The sequence below is a fragment of the Desulfobacter sp. genome, assembly GCA_028768525.1.
In the GTDB taxonomy this organism is placed as follows: Bacteria; Desulfobacterota; Desulfobacteria; order Desulfobacterales; family Desulfobacteraceae; genus Desulfobacter.
In genome coordinates this window covers 2,151,360-2,167,529 of sequence record CP054837.1, presented here as the reverse complement: position 1 = coordinate 2,167,529, position 16,170 = coordinate 2,151,360, and the positions used below count along the sequence as shown (strand labels likewise).

Annotated in this window: 16 protein-coding genes; 10 read left to right on the top strand and 6 right to left on the bottom strand. The window is 56.4% G+C overall.

The window, feature by feature from the left end; all coding sequences use genetic code 11:
- Positions 1–118: 118 nt before the first annotated feature.
- From HUN04_09990 to HUN04_09970, 5 genes are all read right to left on the bottom strand, one after another.
- A complete protein-coding gene (locus HUN04_09990; protein ID WDP90021.1) occupies positions 119–1,501 on the bottom strand; it encodes an MFS transporter in 1,383 nt (460 codons plus the stop codon).
- On the bottom strand, positions 1,491–1,976 hold the full coding sequence (locus HUN04_09985) for a CBS domain-containing protein (GenBank protein WDP90020.1): 486 nt from the start codon (positions 1,974–1,976) through the stop codon (positions 1,491–1,493). Before HUN04_09985 ends, HUN04_09990 begins: the two co-directional genes overlap by 11 nt.
- A gap of 194 nt (positions 1,977–2,170) precedes the next feature.
- A complete protein-coding gene (locus HUN04_09980; protein ID WDP93238.1) occupies positions 2,171–2,752 on the bottom strand; it encodes a permease in 582 nt (193 codons plus the stop codon).
- Positions 2,753–2,815: 63 nt separating this feature from the next.
- Complete coding sequence (locus HUN04_09975) at positions 2,816–3,283, bottom strand: permease (protein ID WDP90019.1); 468 nt, start codon at positions 3,281–3,283, stop codon at positions 2,816–2,818.
- A gap of 167 nt (positions 3,284–3,450) precedes the next feature.
- On the bottom strand, positions 3,451–4,551 hold the full coding sequence (locus HUN04_09970; protein WDP90018.1) for an NAD(P)-binding domain-containing protein: 1,101 nt from the start codon (positions 4,549–4,551) through the stop codon (positions 3,451–3,453).
- A gap of 149 nt (positions 4,552–4,700) precedes the next feature.
- Here HUN04_09970 and HUN04_09965 point away from each other — a divergent pair, with 149 nt between their 5' ends.
- The 10 genes from HUN04_09965 (at position 4,701) to HUN04_09920 (ending at position 15,193) form a co-directional block, all read left to right on the top strand.
- Positions 4,701–5,951: an amidohydrolase gene (locus HUN04_09965; protein WDP90017.1), complete on the top strand. Its 1,251-nt coding sequence runs from the start codon at positions 4,701–4,703 to the stop codon at positions 5,949–5,951.
- Between the two features lie 385 nt (positions 5,952–6,336).
- Positions 6,337–7,149, top strand: a complete 813-nt coding sequence (locus tag HUN04_09960) for an alpha/beta hydrolase (protein ID WDP90016.1) — start codon at positions 6,337–6,339, stop codon at positions 7,147–7,149.
- An 18-nt stretch (positions 7,150–7,167) separates the two neighbouring features.
- Complete coding sequence (locus HUN04_09955) at positions 7,168–7,629, top strand: GNAT family N-acetyltransferase (GenBank protein WDP90015.1); 462 nt, start codon at positions 7,168–7,170, stop codon at positions 7,627–7,629.
- 56 nt (positions 7,630–7,685) lie between these two features.
- Positions 7,686–8,099: an aminoacyl-tRNA hydrolase gene (gene arfB / locus HUN04_09950; protein WDP90014.1), complete on the top strand. Its 414-nt coding sequence runs from the start codon at positions 7,686–7,688 to the stop codon at positions 8,097–8,099.
- Positions 8,100–8,111: 12 nt separating this feature from the next.
- Positions 8,112–9,179: an NADH-dependent flavin oxidoreductase gene (locus HUN04_09945; GenBank protein ID WDP90013.1), complete on the top strand. Its 1,068-nt coding sequence runs from the start codon at positions 8,112–8,114 to the stop codon at positions 9,177–9,179.
- Positions 9,180–9,405: 226 nt separating this feature from the next.
- Positions 9,406–11,829, top strand: a complete 2,424-nt coding sequence (locus HUN04_09940) for a hypothetical protein (protein WDP90012.1) — start codon at positions 9,406–9,408, stop codon at positions 11,827–11,829.
- 15 nt (positions 11,830–11,844) lie between these two features.
- The gene (locus HUN04_09935; GenBank protein WDP90011.1) at positions 11,845–12,909 is read left to right on the top strand and encodes a phosphatidylserine decarboxylase; all 1,065 of its coding nucleotides are present in this window, start codon (positions 11,845–11,847) and stop codon (positions 12,907–12,909) included.
- A 21-nt stretch (positions 12,910–12,930) separates the two neighbouring features.
- On the top strand, positions 12,931–13,995 hold the full coding sequence (locus tag HUN04_09930; protein ID WDP90010.1) for a prolipoprotein diacylglyceryl transferase: 1,065 nt from the start codon (positions 12,931–12,933) through the stop codon (positions 13,993–13,995).
- Positions 13,996–14,454 (top strand): hypothetical protein, encoded by a 459-nt coding sequence (locus tag HUN04_09925; GenBank protein ID WDP90009.1) that lies wholly within the window; start codon positions 13,996–13,998, stop codon positions 14,452–14,454.
- 94 nt (positions 14,455–14,548) lie between these two features.
- On the top strand, positions 14,549–15,193 hold the full coding sequence (locus tag HUN04_09920; GenBank protein WDP90008.1) for a DUF3786 domain-containing protein: 645 nt from the start codon (positions 14,549–14,551) through the stop codon (positions 15,191–15,193).
- Positions 15,194–15,212: 19 nt separating this feature from the next.
- On the opposite strand, the gene tesB is transcribed toward HUN04_09920, so the two are convergent.
- The gene (gene tesB, locus HUN04_09915) at positions 15,213–16,088 is read right to left on the bottom strand and encodes an acyl-CoA thioesterase II (protein ID WDP90007.1); all 876 of its coding nucleotides are present in this window, start codon (positions 16,086–16,088) and stop codon (positions 15,213–15,215) included.
- Positions 16,089–16,170 lie beyond the last annotated feature (82 nt).

Genomic DNA, 16,170 nt, shown 5'->3' with positions numbered 1-16,170 from the left:
CTTACGCAATTCTATCTATCATACAGGTATCTTGGAAGAAGTCAAGTGTTTTGTTAATTTTTTTTGGGGATTGAGGTTCGGTGCCAATGACAAATGATATAGATGGCTGAACCTGTATTTATTTTTTTGCTGTTCTTTTTTTCAGCAGCCTTGATTTTGCAGTCAGGGCCAGGCAGATGAAGCCGACGGCGAACAGGGTGGGGAAAATGAAAAAGCTTTCTTTGAAAACCAGATTGTCCAGGGCCTGGCCGGTGAGATCGGTATCCAGTCCCTGGCGCTGGAGTTTGAGCACCAGGGCGTAGGCCGTGCCGTAGAGTCCATAGGCCAGGTTGTAGGACAGGCCTTTGAAACTGAGAACCGTTGCCCGCTGGGCCGAAGGGGTTTCACGGTTGGTGTAGAAACTGACAAAAAATCCGTTGAAATACATGGCACTATAAGTGACCAGCGCCGGAATCATGCCCAGCCAGGGCCAGAAAAAGTTCATGGATACCAGGCCGGTGGTTGCCAGACCGGCGGTGAGATAGAGCCCCCATTCCGGCGGCCTGTTTTCGGCCAGCTTCCTGGCCAGTGACGGGATGAAAAAACCCAGCATGGCCACCACGGCGCCGATGATGCCGAAGATGGATTCGGGCAAAAGGATCATCCGGTAGTACTGACTGGACAGGGTGATGACCATGCGGATGCTGCTGTCAAAGAGCATGCCGAAGAGGATGACGCCCAGGACAAAGGGGGTGGCCAGGATCCAGCGACCGGCTTTAAAGGTCAGGGCGAAGGCCCTGATGAGGTCCGGCGGCTGCCGGTCCTTGCCGTGCGGGCCTTCTTGCGCCTCCCCGGAAATATCCTCCATGCCGGCGGTTGCCGCACAGGCGCCCAGGGCAAGCAACAGGGTGCCGTATAGGGGAAATCTCATACAGGTTTCCTGGGTAAGGGAGAGGGAAAGACCGAAAAAATCGGCAAGAGAGGTCATGAGGGAGGCGTCGTAGATGACGGCGCCGGTTGTCATGGCAATGATAAAGCCCATGGACTGCCATCGGGTGAGCAGTTCAAGGACCCGTCCCCACTCGTTGGGATCTCCGTATTTTTTCAGTGCATCGTAGGCCAGGGCTTCGTCGGCGCCCGAGGCTGCCGCCTCGGCCAGGCCGCTGAGGATGCGGTTGATCAGGAAAATCCAGAAGACCAGTGTTGTATTCTCCGTGGGCACAAAGGCGATGAGCCCCACCTCCAGGACCATGGTCAGGGTGGCGAAGACAAGCAGCCGTTTCCTGCCGATGGTGTCGGCCAGGGCGCCGGAGGGCACTTCGGCCAGGACTATGGTGGCGGCCCAGACGGCATTGAGAATGGAAAACTGGGCCACGGTGAGTCCGAAGTCCAGGAACAATATGGTAAAGACCGGGTAGTAGAACCTGGAGTTGAACAATACCTTGAAGGCGATATACCGCCTGATATTGGGGATGGAAAAGGGTGACGGCCGGTTCAGGGGCCTTGGTGTCTCAGGGTTCATTCACACCGTCGGTATCGTTGTCTGGGCCTGCTATCATGGTTTTCAATATATCTTCCTTTCCGATGATGCCCACCAGTTTTTTGCCTTCCACCACAGGCAGGGTGTGGAAATGCTTTTCCACCATCAGGCTGGCGATTTCGGATACCGGGGTGTCCGGTGTTACCGTGACCACCCGGGTGACCATGGCATCCTTGACCTTGGAGGCGGATATCTTCTGGAATTCATCCTCCAGTTTTTTGGAGGAGCTTAGGGGGATGATGCCGTCCAGAATGGTGAAAATGGGCGGGATGGGCATTTCCTTCTGCTGGAATATCAGGTCGCTCTGGCAGAGGATGCCCAGAAGTTCGTCGTGGCTGTCCACCACAGGCACCCCGTTTATGTGGTTGTTGAGCAGCATTTCCACGGCACGGGTGATTTCCGTATCCGGGTTGATGCAGATGATATTGGTTTCCATGATGTCTTCGGCCGTTATCATCTTTCTCCTCCTTTTCATTGGGGTGGTTGTGTTGTTCCAGTATACATGAAAGCCCGGGGCGGGTAAAGGCGGTGGGGGATTCCAAATGCCCGGCCCTGACTGCTGAACCCCGGCCTTTTATAATTGTCACTGTATTCGGTTAATTCCCCGGCCAGGAGGGGGGACGGAACATCCTGACCGGGCGGGATTGCCTGCTAATGAGAGTGGGCGTGTTTGTGATCATCACAATGGGTGTGGGCGCTGTGGGCAAATCGGTTATACAGGATTAGGGTGGTCAGGATGACGGCGGCGGAAACCTGGATCCATTGGGGGAAGATTTCCCCGGACTGGCCCACCACGGCCTGGGGGTTGATGCCGGTCAGGGTGTAGATGCCGTCCACAATAAAGCCCATGCCCAGGGCGCAGATCGCAATCATGGACAGGTAGATGACCAGGGCCCGTGTGTTGAATATTTTTTTGACGATGGTCATGGTGGCCGCATTGGTGGCAGGGCCTGCCAGGAGAAAAACCAGGGCTGCGCCGGGATTCAGACCCTTTAAAATCAGGGCGGCGGCAATGGGGGTGGAGGAGGTGGCGCAGACATACATGGGAATGCCCGCCGCCAGCATGGTCAGCATGGAAAGCAGGGGGTGGGCATTGGCCCAGAGGGTCAGGTCTTCGGGAAAGAAAAAGGTGATGGCCCCGGCAATGAGGATGCCGACTAAAAAAGGTCTGGCAATGTCCGTGAGCAGTTCTCCGTAGGCATATTTGAGTCCGGCGGCCAGGCGCTGCCCCAGGGGGGCGGAAAACCGCTTGTCTTCAGAATTCTCACCTGCACCGCAGGTGGTGGATGCACAGCCTCAGCCGCCGCCGGATTTCGGCTGGATCGAATTGGATAGGGGGGTGTCCGGTTGTTCCCTGCCGAAAAAATTCTGGGCGATACCGGTGCTGACAGCGGTGATAAATGCCGCCACCGGACGGACCACGGTCATGACGGGGTCCAGCATGGCCCAGGATATGGCAATGGAGTCCACCCCGGATTCAGGGGTTGCGATCATAAAGGAGAGGGCTGCCCCGGAGTTGGCCCCCTGTTTTTTCAGGCCAGTGGCCACGGGGACCACCCCGCAGGAGCAAAGGGGAATGGGAATGCCGAAAAGGGCGGAAAAGAATACCGGCTTTACTTTCCCTTTTCCCAGGTAATACCTGATTCTATCCGCTTTGAAAAAGACGTAGAGGATGCCGGCCACAAAAAAGCCGAAGAGCATGTAAACGGCAACATCCAGGTAGAGGTACCAGGAGGCTTTGAGAATTTCGATAATGGTGGTCATGGGTGTCCTTAATTCTTAAGTATAATTTTCTTCATCTGAAGATTTGCTCATATATTAAAACTAAATAGTTTGACTGTCAAGATAATATGTGAGGATTGTTTGATGGTCAAGATAAAATTTTAAACCTTCACTTTTTCAATATTGCAAGAGCGGGAAAAGGGCCTGGGTCAGTCGGCGGTCAGATGGTCCACCACAGTTTTCGCATCGGCAACCGCAGTGTAAATCAGGTTGGAATGGCGTTTTTCCCTGATTACCCCCTGGGCATCGATTTCCATGTAGGAGGGGCTGACAGCGCCGCCGATGGCAAATATTCCCTTTCTGCTGGTTTCCAGGGACTGGGAGAGCATGAGGAGCCGTTCCCCTTCCTTGGCGATTTTGCAGATGGCGCCGGTGCAGGTGATCTGCTGGAGGTCCAGGCCGTCGAAAATGGCGGCGGGGCCGTGGTGGCCGATACAGGCAATGACGTTTTTCATGGGAAAACTCATGCCCTGGTAAAGGTAGAGGTCATTTCCCATGGACGTGCCGGACGTCTGGTGGATATAGAGGCGATCGATCCCGTCGGCATCCACCTCGCCTATTTTGGGCACTGCCCGCTGGAGAATTTTAATGTGGCCGCCCAGCAGCACTTCTTCCCCCAGGTCCCGGGCTGTGTCTTTATTGATTTCGAATGTTTCCTTGATATGGGCCCAGTAGACCGAGGTGTCGTCATCTGCCTCCCGCTTGATCCGGGAGAGAGAGGCCACCACATCGGCGGCGGCATTTCCCCCGCCGATGACCAGGGCGTTGATGCCGATGTAGTCTTCCCCGTTTTCGATATTCCGGGCAACGGTTTTTGCTTCCCCGTAAATCCCCAAATCGTTGGGAATGTTGCTGCCGAAGGCCAGAATGATATTTTGGGCCAGGTAGGTGGTCTTTTCAGTTTTTACCAGAAAGCCCGGGTGTTCTCCCTCCATGGAAATAAAGGCTTCATTGAATTGAATGTTCAGTCCCCGGTCCTGCACGGCGGCCCGGGCCTGGTCGATATAGGCTTCCACGGGAATCCGTGAATCGGGCGGCCGGACCTCATCCACGGGAAAGGGATCCGTATACCGCTTGGGGATGGTTGGATAAACTTTTTTGCCCTTGGGATAGGTATCAATGATCCCCTGCATGGGGTTGCTTCCCTTTTCAATGATGAGGTAGGCCAATCCAGCGTCTTGGGCCAGGATGCCGGCAGCCAGGCCGCCGGGGCCGGCCCCTACAATAAGGATATCCAGTTTTTCCGCCATGATCACTCTCCTGAATTTCTTTCATTGGCTAAAAGTGAATCAGTTTATCATGGGGGTTTATCAAAAGTCTATTCAATTTCCGGTTTGCATCCCCTGGAATTGCGGCTATAGTCCAGAGACTGGATTGCTTGATGATAAAGGAGCTGAATATGGAACAAGAGATATTGATATGCAACGGTATGCTGCTGACCATGGCGGAGGGACTGCCTGTGGTGGAAAACGGGGCGGTGCGGATTAAGGATAGCAAGATTATTGACTGCGGACCGGCTGAGAGCGTGGGCAAGGGCGGGGATGCACAGATCATTGATGCCCAGGGAGGCATCATCATGCCGGGGCTGGTCAATGCCCACACCCACGCCCCCATGTCCATGTTCCGGGGACTGGCCGATGATCTGCCCCTGGACGTCTGGCTGAATGAGCATATTTTTCCGGCGGAGGCGGCAGAGGTCACCCCTGAATCCGTATATGAATGGACCCGCCATTCCTGCCGGGAGATGCTGCTGGGGGGGATTACCACCTGCTGCGACGGGTATTTTCACGAGGTCCATGTGGCCCGTGCCATGGCCGACAGCGGGATCAGGGCGGTGGCCGCCCAGGGCATCATTGATTTCCCCGCCCCAGGGGTGCCGGATCCCAAGGAGAATATCCGGGCGGCTGAAGCCTATGTGGCGGCGGTGAAAGCGCTCTCTCCCCGTTTGACGCCCTCGCTGTTCTGCCATTCTCCCTACACCTGTTCCGCAGGGACCCTGACGGCGGCCAAGGCTGCGGCCAGAAAAAACGGGGCCCTTCTTCAGATCCACGTCAATGAAACCCGGAACGAACCGGAATTGATCCGGGAGCTTGGGGACAGCTCCGTGGTTGCCTGGCTGGACAGCCTCGGAATCCTGGATGAACAGACCCTGCTGGTCCATGCGGTATGGGTGGATGAAAAGGATATCGAGATCATCCGGGAACGGGGATGCGGCATCGTGCACTGCCCGGAGTCCAATATGAAGCTGGCTTCGGGGATCGCCCCGGTGCCCGGAATGCTGGATGCCGGCATTACCGTGGCCCTGGGCACGGACGGGTGTGCCTCCAACAATGACCTTGATATTTTCGGTGAGATGGATACGGCGGCCAAGCTGCACAAGGTGGCGGCCCTGGATCCCTGTGTCATGGATGCCCGGACCTGCCTGAAAATGGCCACCGTTAACGGCGCTCAGGTTCTTGGGCTGGGGCTCGTCACCGGCACCATTGAGCCGGGAAAGCTTGGGGATATCATTATTATCGACCGGTCAAAACCCCATATGACCCCCATGTACGATCCCTATTCCGCCCTGGTGTATACGGCACGGGCCTCGGATGTATCATGGGTCCTGGTGGATGGCATCATTAAGGTAAAAGAAGGAAAGCTCGTCTGAGGCCTGCGTCAAAAAAAACGCCGCCTGTCCGTTAGGGTCGGAACGGACAGGCGGCTGGATAATGTTTGCCAAGGAGATGGGGTTTGTTTTGAGAAACAACATCCTTCATTATCCGAAACTCAATGGTGACCTTCTATCGTCATGGTTATTCTTTGTCAACTTAAATGTTTTGAATTTATTGAAAAAAATCTAAAAATAACCAAAAATAACTAACGATGACAATTCTGCAATGAAAAAATCATAATGCTCCGGTGCTTTTGGGTTTGTTTTCCCCTTTTTCAGTTAAAAAGAGTCGGTCTTGTCTTGAACAGGATAACCAGATATAAAACGGTATGAAAACAATGACCTTTATATTATGATTTTCAGACAGGGCTGATTCCTTAATATGTATACACAAATCGCCGGTATTTCCGTCTTTCACGAATCCCTGGGGCAGGGTCTCCCCCTGGTCTGCCTCCATGGTTACGGTGTGGATCACCGGTCCATAAGGTCCGGAATGGAGTCGGTACTGGCGGATGTCCCCGGACTGGAGCGGATTTATTTCGACCTGCCCGGCATGGGGCAGTCCCAGACCCATCCCGACATCCTCAGTTCCGATGATATGCTTGAAATGGTCCTCAGGTTCATCGACCGCTGCCTGGGGCCAGACAGGGCCTTTGCCATTGCCGGGTATTCCTACGGCGGTTATCTTGCCAGGGGAGTGCTCGCCCAGATGCCCGGGCGGGTAAAGGGGATGATGCTGCTATGCCCCGTGATCCGGTTCCGCCGGTCCGCCCGGACCCTGCCGCCGTTCAAATGCTGTGAGCGGGATCCCGGGTTTATAGAGGCCCTCCCCCCTGAGGCGCTGACCGCCATGGAGGGGTTCATCACCGTACAGATCCAGGCGGTCTGGGAGCAGTATCTCACCCATATCCATCCCTCCCTGGATTTAGCGGATCAACGGCTGATGCGCCGGATCAGGGATACGGAGTTTTCCCGGGATCCTGACCGGGGATCGGCCTACGACGGTCCTGCTCTCATGCTTCTGGGCCGCCATGATGTCTCTGTGGGGTATGAGGATGCGCTTCGCCTGTCTTCCCGGTTTACCGACGGGGATGTGGTGGTGGCGGGCCGTGCCGGGCACCTGCTTCATATGGAACAGCCCGGGCTTTTCCGCTTCCATGTCCGTACCTGGGCCCGGCGGCTCCTGAATCATTGACACAAAAGGAAAAACAAAATGAAAGACAACTGGCAGCTGAGGCGTTTCAGAGAGCTTACAACAAAGGAACTTTACGATCTGCTGCGGTTGCGCACAGACATTTTTGTGGTGGAGCAGAATTGCCCCTATCCGGAACTGGACGGCAAGGACGAGCATGGGGAGACCCGTCATCTATGGCATTATGTGCCGGACCGGATCATGACCGCCTATCTGAGAATACTGCCGCCGGGGCTTTCCTACGACGGGGTCAGTTTCGGCAGGGTGGCGGTGCATAAAGAATTCCGGGGCGGAGGTTTGGCCCACAGACTGGTGGATAAGGCGGTTGAAATTGCCGGCCTCACCTGGCCCGGAATGAAGATCGAAATCGGGGCCCAGGAGTACCTGACTTCCTTTTATAAATCCCATGGATTTCGCGTGGTTTCCACCCCCTATATAGAGGACGGCATCCCCCACATTGACATGGCTCTGAACCCGTCTTAGCTTGTTGAATGGTATCATAGGACTCCAAAGACAGGAAAAGGCGGCAGGTCGCATCTATGTTGAGAATTTCAAATACGGTATCCATTCCAGAAAGCCAGATCACCATCCAGTCCATCAGGGCTCAGGGGCCCGGGGGGCAGAATGTGAACAAGGTCTCCTCCGCCGTTCATATCCGTTTTGATATCACGGCCTCGGATTTGCCCCGGGTCTATAAAGCCAAGCTCATGGCCCTCAATGACCGGCGCATTACCCGGGACGGGGTGATTGTGATCAAGGCCCAGAATCACCGCACCCGGGAGAAAAACAAAGCCGAGGGGCTGGCCCGCCTTGCCGTTCTGATCCGGGAATCGGTGAAGGAACCGCGAAAACGCAAACCGACCTGCCCCACCCGGGCCTCGAAGAAACGGCGCCTGGAGTCCAAGGCCAGACATTCAAAGACAAAGGCCTTAAGACAGAAAATAAAATTTTAAAAGGAGAGAGTCATGACCGATTCATTGTTCTCTGAATATACCATTAACGAGTTTACCTTTAAAAACCGTATAGGGGTGGCTCCCATGACCCGGATGTCCGCCGCAGGGGACAGCATCCCCCGCCAGGATGTTCTGGATTTTCTGGTGACCCGGGCGAAAAACGGGGCCGGCCTGGTCTATACCGAAGCCATTGTCACGGACTATGAAAGCGCGCAGGGCTACCCGGGCCAGTCCAGGATCCTCAACCAGGACCAGGTGGATGCCTGGAAAAAGGTCACCTCAGAGATCCGCAGCCACGGGGCGGTGTCCCTTTGCCAGGTCTTCCACTGCGGCCGCATGGCCTATGAAGGGGTGAACCCGGCCAACCGGATCATCGCCCCCAGCCCGGTCGCCCCAAAGCAAATCAATCCCATGACCGGCAATGCCTATGACCAGCCTAAGGAAATGACCCGTTTCGACATGGACCATGTGATCGCCGGCTTTGTGGAAACGGCCCGGGGCGTTGTTGAAGCGGGATTCGACGGCATAGAAATCCATTGCGCCCACGGTTACCTGCTCAACCAGTTCCTCTCCGCCTATTCCAACCAGCGCAGGGACGACTACGGGGGCAGCATGGAGAACCGCTTCCGTTTCATCCACGAAGTGATCCAGGCGGTTCGGCCGGAAATCCCCTTTGATAAGCTGCTGGTGGTCCGGGTTTCCAACTGGGGCATTGCCGACATGGATGTCTCCCTGTTCAAGGACAAGGATGAATGGCAGGAAATGATCCGGCTTTTCTCCCAGGAGCCCATCGACGCCATATCCGTCTCCTGCTACGACGCCGCGCAAAAGGCGTTCGGCACCGACAAAACCATGGCGGCTTTGACCCGGGACGTGACGCAACTGCCCATAATTGTCTGCGGCAAGGTCCACGACAGGGCCTCGGCAGAGACTGCCATGGCCGATGCCGACCTGGTACTTTCCGGCAAATCCATGCTGTTGAACCCCAATTGGGTGGGCGATGTGCGGGACGGCAAGCCACTCAAACTCTATTCCTCCGAAGAGGCCGGTGTGGCCTATACCGATACCCCTCTTCCTTAATCTTTGCTTTTAGGTTTTCCGGGGCAGGGCGGTCTGTCCCGGAAAATCGATTTTCATCCCAAAGGTGACGGCGCCCCTGGGCCGGATATTCAACACCTGAATCAACGGAAGCCCTTTGGGGTTTCATTCAAGTTTAGCATTCCTGTAACACCTTTAAAACAAAACGGGTGCATAGTGTTTCCATTGCAAACGGCCTTGGGCCAACCTGAAAGACAATGGAAATTTCATGATAGCCGCATTAAGTAACCACCGGGAAAACTGCCCGCCGTCCATGGACGACGGGCGCCGCATTGACCATATTTCGTCCGCACTGGGCATTGACAGAGCATCTCCGGACCAATTCCTCCGGACCCTTCCTTTTTGCTGCGGCGATGCCACGGCAGGGGCGGAAAACGAGTTCCAGGCCGTGGTTTCCGGCCGGCGGCAGGATGTGGACCTGGCCCGGCGGATCGAATCTTCAAATTACTATAAAAATCTGATGAAACAGGCCGACGCCGGTGATACCCCGGAATCCCGGGTAACGGCCCTGGAACGGTTTCTCAAGGAAAAAGACGGCCGGGTCTGGGAAAATTCCTGGGTGAGGTTTCCCCGCCATGTGCTCAATCCCCTTGCCAACCAGGTTTTCAACCAGGACCTCAAGGCGGACAAATCCAATCCCGGCTCAGGCTACCGCAAGGATGCAGCGGATTTTGTCTTTGACCGGGCCGGGGAACCCCAGGTCAGAATTCCGGTCTCTTATCTGTTGAAACTTGCCCTGGCCCAGGTGCTGGGCGAGGGTGACCATATCCCGGCCCAGGTCCGGCACTGGGGCGGGAAAATGCTGAACCATTTTTCCAATGACAATACGTCCCCTGAACTCTTTTCCTTTTATCCGGTGAAGGCTGATACCTCCGGCGGACTGGGCTCAAAACTGGCCGGAGAAACCCTGATTCGGTTTTTGCTCACCCAGGCCCTGACCGACTATGCCGGCCAGGTCTTTGAACTGAAAAAAAACGGGCAGGAAGTCAACGTCTATTTTTCCGCCACCCCGCCCCGGGACCAGAAGCGCCTCAACGACCTGGTGTCGGATGCCTTTTACCGGGAGCTGTTCATGAGCCCCTGCCTGTCAGGATGGGACCGGGGGGAGGATAAAAAGGAATATATGAGCCTCTGCCATAAGGTGCTGTCCCGGAGCCAGATTAACGGGGTGAGCCGGCTAAAAGAGGCCGGTATCATTACCTCCAACCTGGTGGTCATGCCCAATACCTCCAATGTGAGCCTGGCCAACAACGGCACACACGTGAGCATGGGCAGCATGAAGCTGGGCCGCCTGATGGCCGATCCGGACGCCGCACTGACCGCCGGGGATGAAAAATTTTCAGGCGACCTGGCCATAAAGATCTGCGAGCATTTTCTGCCCCTGTTTGCCGGGACCTATTCCGCCGCCCCCACCCGGATGGAATTCCAGGATTTCCATCCGGAGAGGGTGCTGGGCTTTTTGCCCCATGAACTCACCCACACTCACCTGAGGATGATCTGGCGGCGGTGGAAGAAAAAGGCGGATATCCAGGTCATGGGCAAATCCGTCACCCCCTTCGGCCCGGTCTGGCTGGATAAAATGCTCAGCCGGATTTTCCGTTTAAAAGGGGATTTTATCCCCGACGGCCGGCTCATTGACTATTTTACCTCGGTGATGAGCACCTTTGAGAGCCCGGCCCTGAACGGGCGCCCGGACAGTGAAGACCGCCTCAGAAAAGACCTCACCGAAATGGGGGTGTTTGATCTTCGCATGCCGCTGTACCAGCTGGTCCGCCTGAGAAAATTTCACCAGATGGGGTATTCGGGATTTGAACACCGCTATTTCTCGGTTTTTGAAAACATCATGGCGGATATGGGCGGTGCCGCGGATCTTCAATTGCTGATTACGGCCCTGGCCCAGAAATACATCTTTTCAAAAACGGTGGGCCACGGGATTATTCCCGATGCCCCGGCCGTGGAGAGTGAGCGCCGGCAGGCATTTTTCTGCTCGGCCATCGGGAATCCGACGTTTTTCGTCAAAACACGGACCCGTAACAAATTTTTGATGCAGATCCTCAAAAAAACGGAAAAAACAAGAGCCAGCCGCCGGTATCCGGGATACACCCGGGTCATTGTCAACGAGTACCGGCTGGCCCTGATCCGGATGATCCGGGCCGACGGTGCCGACCTGCTGGAAGCCTTTAAATTCGGTCCCCTTCTGGACGACCTGGAAAAAAGGCTGGCCAGCCCCGAGGCCAATACGGCCTGGGGGCGGCTCACCCGGGGCATCATGGCCCGGGGCGTCCCGGCGGCCCGGCAAGCGGGCCGTCCGATGTCAGTGAACGGCCGGGTTTTTAATGCCCGTGCCGAGGAGTATTACGCCCACACCCTGAGAAATGCCCACATCCGCCAGGGCTTTGACCGTCTGGAAAAGGTGTTTGAAGAAATGGACCTCTGGGCCAGGTACAGGGATACGGCATTGGGCCGGGCCATGGAACAGATTCTGGGTACCGGGGATATCCTTGCCTTTTTAAAGTCCGTACACCGGGCCTTTGTGGACGGCACTGCCGGGCCGCCGGATCTGCAGCGGCTGATCTGTTTAATTATTCTTGCTGCGGGCCGGGGAATGGATGCTTGGGACCGGTCCCTTTGATAAAGAGGCTTTATTATGGAACATCAATACATTCACCGCGCCACCAGGGCGGTCTGCACCGAATCCCTGAAAGGGGACCCCATTGTGAATGCCATCTATTCGTCAGTCCGGGAAAATGCCGGAATTCTTTTCAACATGCTGGTCTCCCCGAGAATGACCGCCTTGGTGGGCGCCGTTTCCTACGATCTGCCCTTCAGGCGTCCCCCCAGGGACCCGGCTGTATTCCTGGCGGACTACGGCATTGATTTGACCGAATCTGCCCAGGGGATTGACAGCCTGGATACCTACCGCAAGATTTTTGAGCGCCAGATCCGGTACTGGGAATTGCGGCCCATGCCAAAGGCGGCCTCGGCCGTGGTGGCCCCGGCCGATGCACGGCTGCTCTCCGGCTCCTTTGCCAGGGACCGCGCCCTGTTCATCAAGGATAAATTTTTTGAGTTTACCGAACTGCTGGGGGCGGATAAACCCCAATGGCTGGACGCCTTCAGGGAAGGGGATTTCTCGGTTTCCAGACTCACTCCGGATAAGTACCACTACAACCATACCCCGGTGGCGGGGCGGGTGGCGGATATCTATGAAATCGACGGCTGTTTCCATTCCTGCAATCCCGGTGCCGTGGTCCGTGCCGTGAGTCCCTATTCCAAAAACCGGCGGGTGGTCACCATTATTGACACCGATGTTCCCGGGGGAACCGGGGTGGGGCTGGTGGCCATGGTGGAGGTGGTGGCCATGATGATCGGCCGCATCGTCCAGTGTTACAGCCGTAACCGGTATGAGGCGCCTGAGGATGTGGTGCCTGGACTGTTTTTGGAAAAAGGATGCCCCAAAAGCCTTTTCCGGCCGGGCTCTTCCACCACCATTTTGGTTTTTCAGAAAAATAGGGTGGGGGTTTCCCGGGACCTGGTTGAAAACCAGCAGCGGACAGATGCCCGCAGCCGTTTTTCCATGGGATTCGGCCGTCCCCTGGTGGAAACAGAAGTCATGGTCCGTGAGGTCATCGCCACCGGTACGGCAGGAGGTCAGCCAGCAGGGCTGCCTGCCGGGGCGGAGCGGGACAGGACGGTACCGGAAGTATTTTAAAACAGACAGAGGAGAGCAAGAATGGATATTCCGTCATCAAATTTATGTTTTGTTTCAAGCCTGGGCCTGGCCGTCTCAATTGTACTGGGATGGGGGTTTCGGACCCTCCCCAGGGAACGGTGGCAGATGGTGGCGGCCCTGCCCATGGAAAAATGCGGCCGCGGCCAGTGGACGGGGCTGAACCTGACCTGGTACGGCCTGCTCTCTGCAAACGCCTATACCCTGGGCGTGGTTATGGCCGTTGTCCTGGCGGCCGCCGCCGGGATTCCCATGCAGATTCTGCTGCTCATCACCGTGCTTCTTCTGGCCGTAACCATACCGGCTTCAAAAATCATCGCCAGGATCGTGGAAAAAAAGACCGGCACCTTCACCGTGGGCGGCGCCGTATTTGCCGGTGCGGTAACGGCTCCCTGGATCATCGGCCTGGTGAATTATTTTCTGGGGCCGGTGGTGGAATTCCATGTGCCTGTAGCCGTGATGATGGCCTGCATCAGCATCGGGTATACATTCGGCGAATCCCTGGGACGGCTGGCATGCCTCAGTTTCGGCTGCTGCTACGGCAAGCCCCTTTGTCAGTGTTCCCCAATGGTGCAGAAACTCTTTTCAAAGTTCAATGTGGTATTCACCGGTGCCACTAAAAAGGTTGCCTATGCCGCCCATATGGAGGGGAAAAAAATGATCCCCATCCAGATCATTACTGCCGTCCTCTATGCCCTGTCCGGCCTGGCCGGGACCTGGCTTTTTCTGGAGGGCATGGCAGGCGCTGCGCTTATCGAAACCATGGTGGTCACCCAGGTCTGGCGGGTGGTCTCCGAGTTCTTCAGGGCCGACTACCGGGGCGACCGCAAGTTTTCCATTTACCAGATCATGGCCCTGGTTGCCGTGGGATATATCGGCCTGATGCTGGTCTTTTCACCGGTGTCGGTTACGGCGGCGGTGGATGTGCGCACGGGCATCACGGCCCTGTGGACCCCCTGGATGATCCTTTTTGCCCAGGGGGTCTGGATGGTCTCCTTCCTTCACTGCGGCAGAAGTTCCGTCACCGGCTCCAGGATCGCCTTCCATGTGGTTGAGGATAATATATAGGTGAATTTCAGAATCCGGCGGTCCCATGAACTCGGCGGGGTTATTCTCCTATGGATCTATGACATCCTCAAATATCAGATTTTCGGGGACCTCCTGGAAAGCCGGGGAATTGATGCCCAGATCTTTCTCTTTATGGACATGGTGACGGTGCCCGCCTTTGTCGCTGGTTCCGCCCGGCTGATCAACTCCCTGGCCGGTCGGGCCCTGGCCTGGCACAAGGTGATGGGCTGGGGCCTGGTGGTATTGTTTAACACGGTTCTGCCCTATGCCTATGCCGCCGCCGCAGGAAAAGCGCAGTTCGATGCGGCAGCCTGGGGGATCCTGGGGGGGATCATCCTCCTGGTCCTGGCGAATATGATCCGGACCATCTGGTTAGGGGTGGTGAAAAAGAAAAAGGGCCTTGTTGATGGGAAGAGACATCCGGGTGAACTGGAAAACGACACCACGCCAATAGGCTAACCCCCCGCCTTTCCGCCGTGGAAGGTTCTTGATTTCCCATTTTCCACCATGTAGACTCTGCCCAATATATATATTCTTTTTTGCGGAGGCGGTTATGTCTTTGGTTTCCCCGGTATTTGAGCAGCATTATAAGGAATATCTCCGGCAGGTGGGCGGAATGGATTTTAAGGCCCTGGCTCCCCTGACCGGCGGCCGGGTGGTTGCCGGGCCGGAAGGTCAGGAAATTGAAATTCAGTATTTTAACCGGCCCTGCCGCATATCTGCATCAGGCATTGTTGACGGGGACGGCCGGAAAGCGGAATACGATACCTGCGCCATTCTCTGCCGGTACCTGATCATGGCCCGGGACCGGTCCGCCGAAGGCCCCGGGCCCCGAGAAAAAAAGGATTGGACCGGATTCAGGGACCTTAAGGATTCCGGCCCCCTCACCGTTTATTTCAGGGACAATGTGGAAATGGTGATTTCCCAGGCGCTGGCCGGCCGCCTGCCACTCGGGCCGGAAGCGTTCCGGTCCCTCAATGCCGCTGTGCCCGGCATCTCCCTGAACTACGATCTGGCCCTGGAAATCAATGCCCTGCCAAAAATGCCCATGCTGGTACTGGCCAATGGTGCCGAAGAGGGGTTTCCCGCCACCTGTTCGGTCCTCTTCCGGCCGGATGTGGAAAGAATTCTGGATGCAGAGTGCATCGCCATGGTCGGTTACCGGCTGGCCCGGCTCATCCGCAGCCAGCTTATCTGATCACCGCATGGGTTCAGGATTAGTCTAAACGCCGAAGCAGCCCCTCCTGGGCCACGGACGCCACCAGTTTGCCCTCACGGGTATACACGGCGCCGAAGTTAAGTCCCCGGCCATTGTCGGCGCAGGGGCTGCGGGTGGCGTGCAGCAGCCAGTCGTCCATGCGGAAGTCCCGGTGGAACCAGATGGCGTGGTCCAGGCTGGCCACCTGCATGTCCGGAGACCAGAAGGTTTTGGCATGGGGGTAAAGGGCGGTGGACACCAGGTGGAAATCCGAGGCATAAGCCAGCATATACCGGTGGACGGCTGGATCGTCCGGGAGCTTTCCGATGGCCCTGAACCAGACGTATTTGTTGGGGGGCATGGGTTTGGGGTCAAAGGGGTTTACCGGGTTGGCCACACGGATTTCAATGGGTTTGTCGCAGAGCAGTTTTTCCAGGATTTTTTTAGGGATATGCTTGGCCAGGCGGCGGGCCATTGCAAGTTCAGACTCCAGGCCTTCGGGGCCGGGGACATCGGGCATGGGGTCCTGGTGGGAGTATCCGGCTTCGCCTTTGTGAAATGAAACGGACATGGAAAAAATGGCCCGTCCCTTTTGCACGGCCTTGACCCGCCGGGTGGAAAAGGTCCGGCCGTCCCGGATGGGATCCACTGAATAGACAATGGGCAGGGCGGCATCACCGGCCCGCATGAAATAACCGTGGATGCTGTGGGCGGCAAGCTGATTGTCAACCGTCCGGGAGGCCGCAGACAGGGCCTGGCCCAGGACCTGGCCCCCGAAAACATTGCCGTAGCCCAGGTCCTGGCTTTGGCCCCTGAAGATGTTTTCTTCGATTTTTTCCAGGCTCAGCAGTCCCAGCAGCTCTTCCAGTACATTCCCTTCGACGCAGACATTCATGGTTTCCCCCCGTTTTCACTAGAAAATGAACGTTTCAAAGGTCAGGTGTAAACCAAAATCCGGCCAAAAACAATAGGGCAAT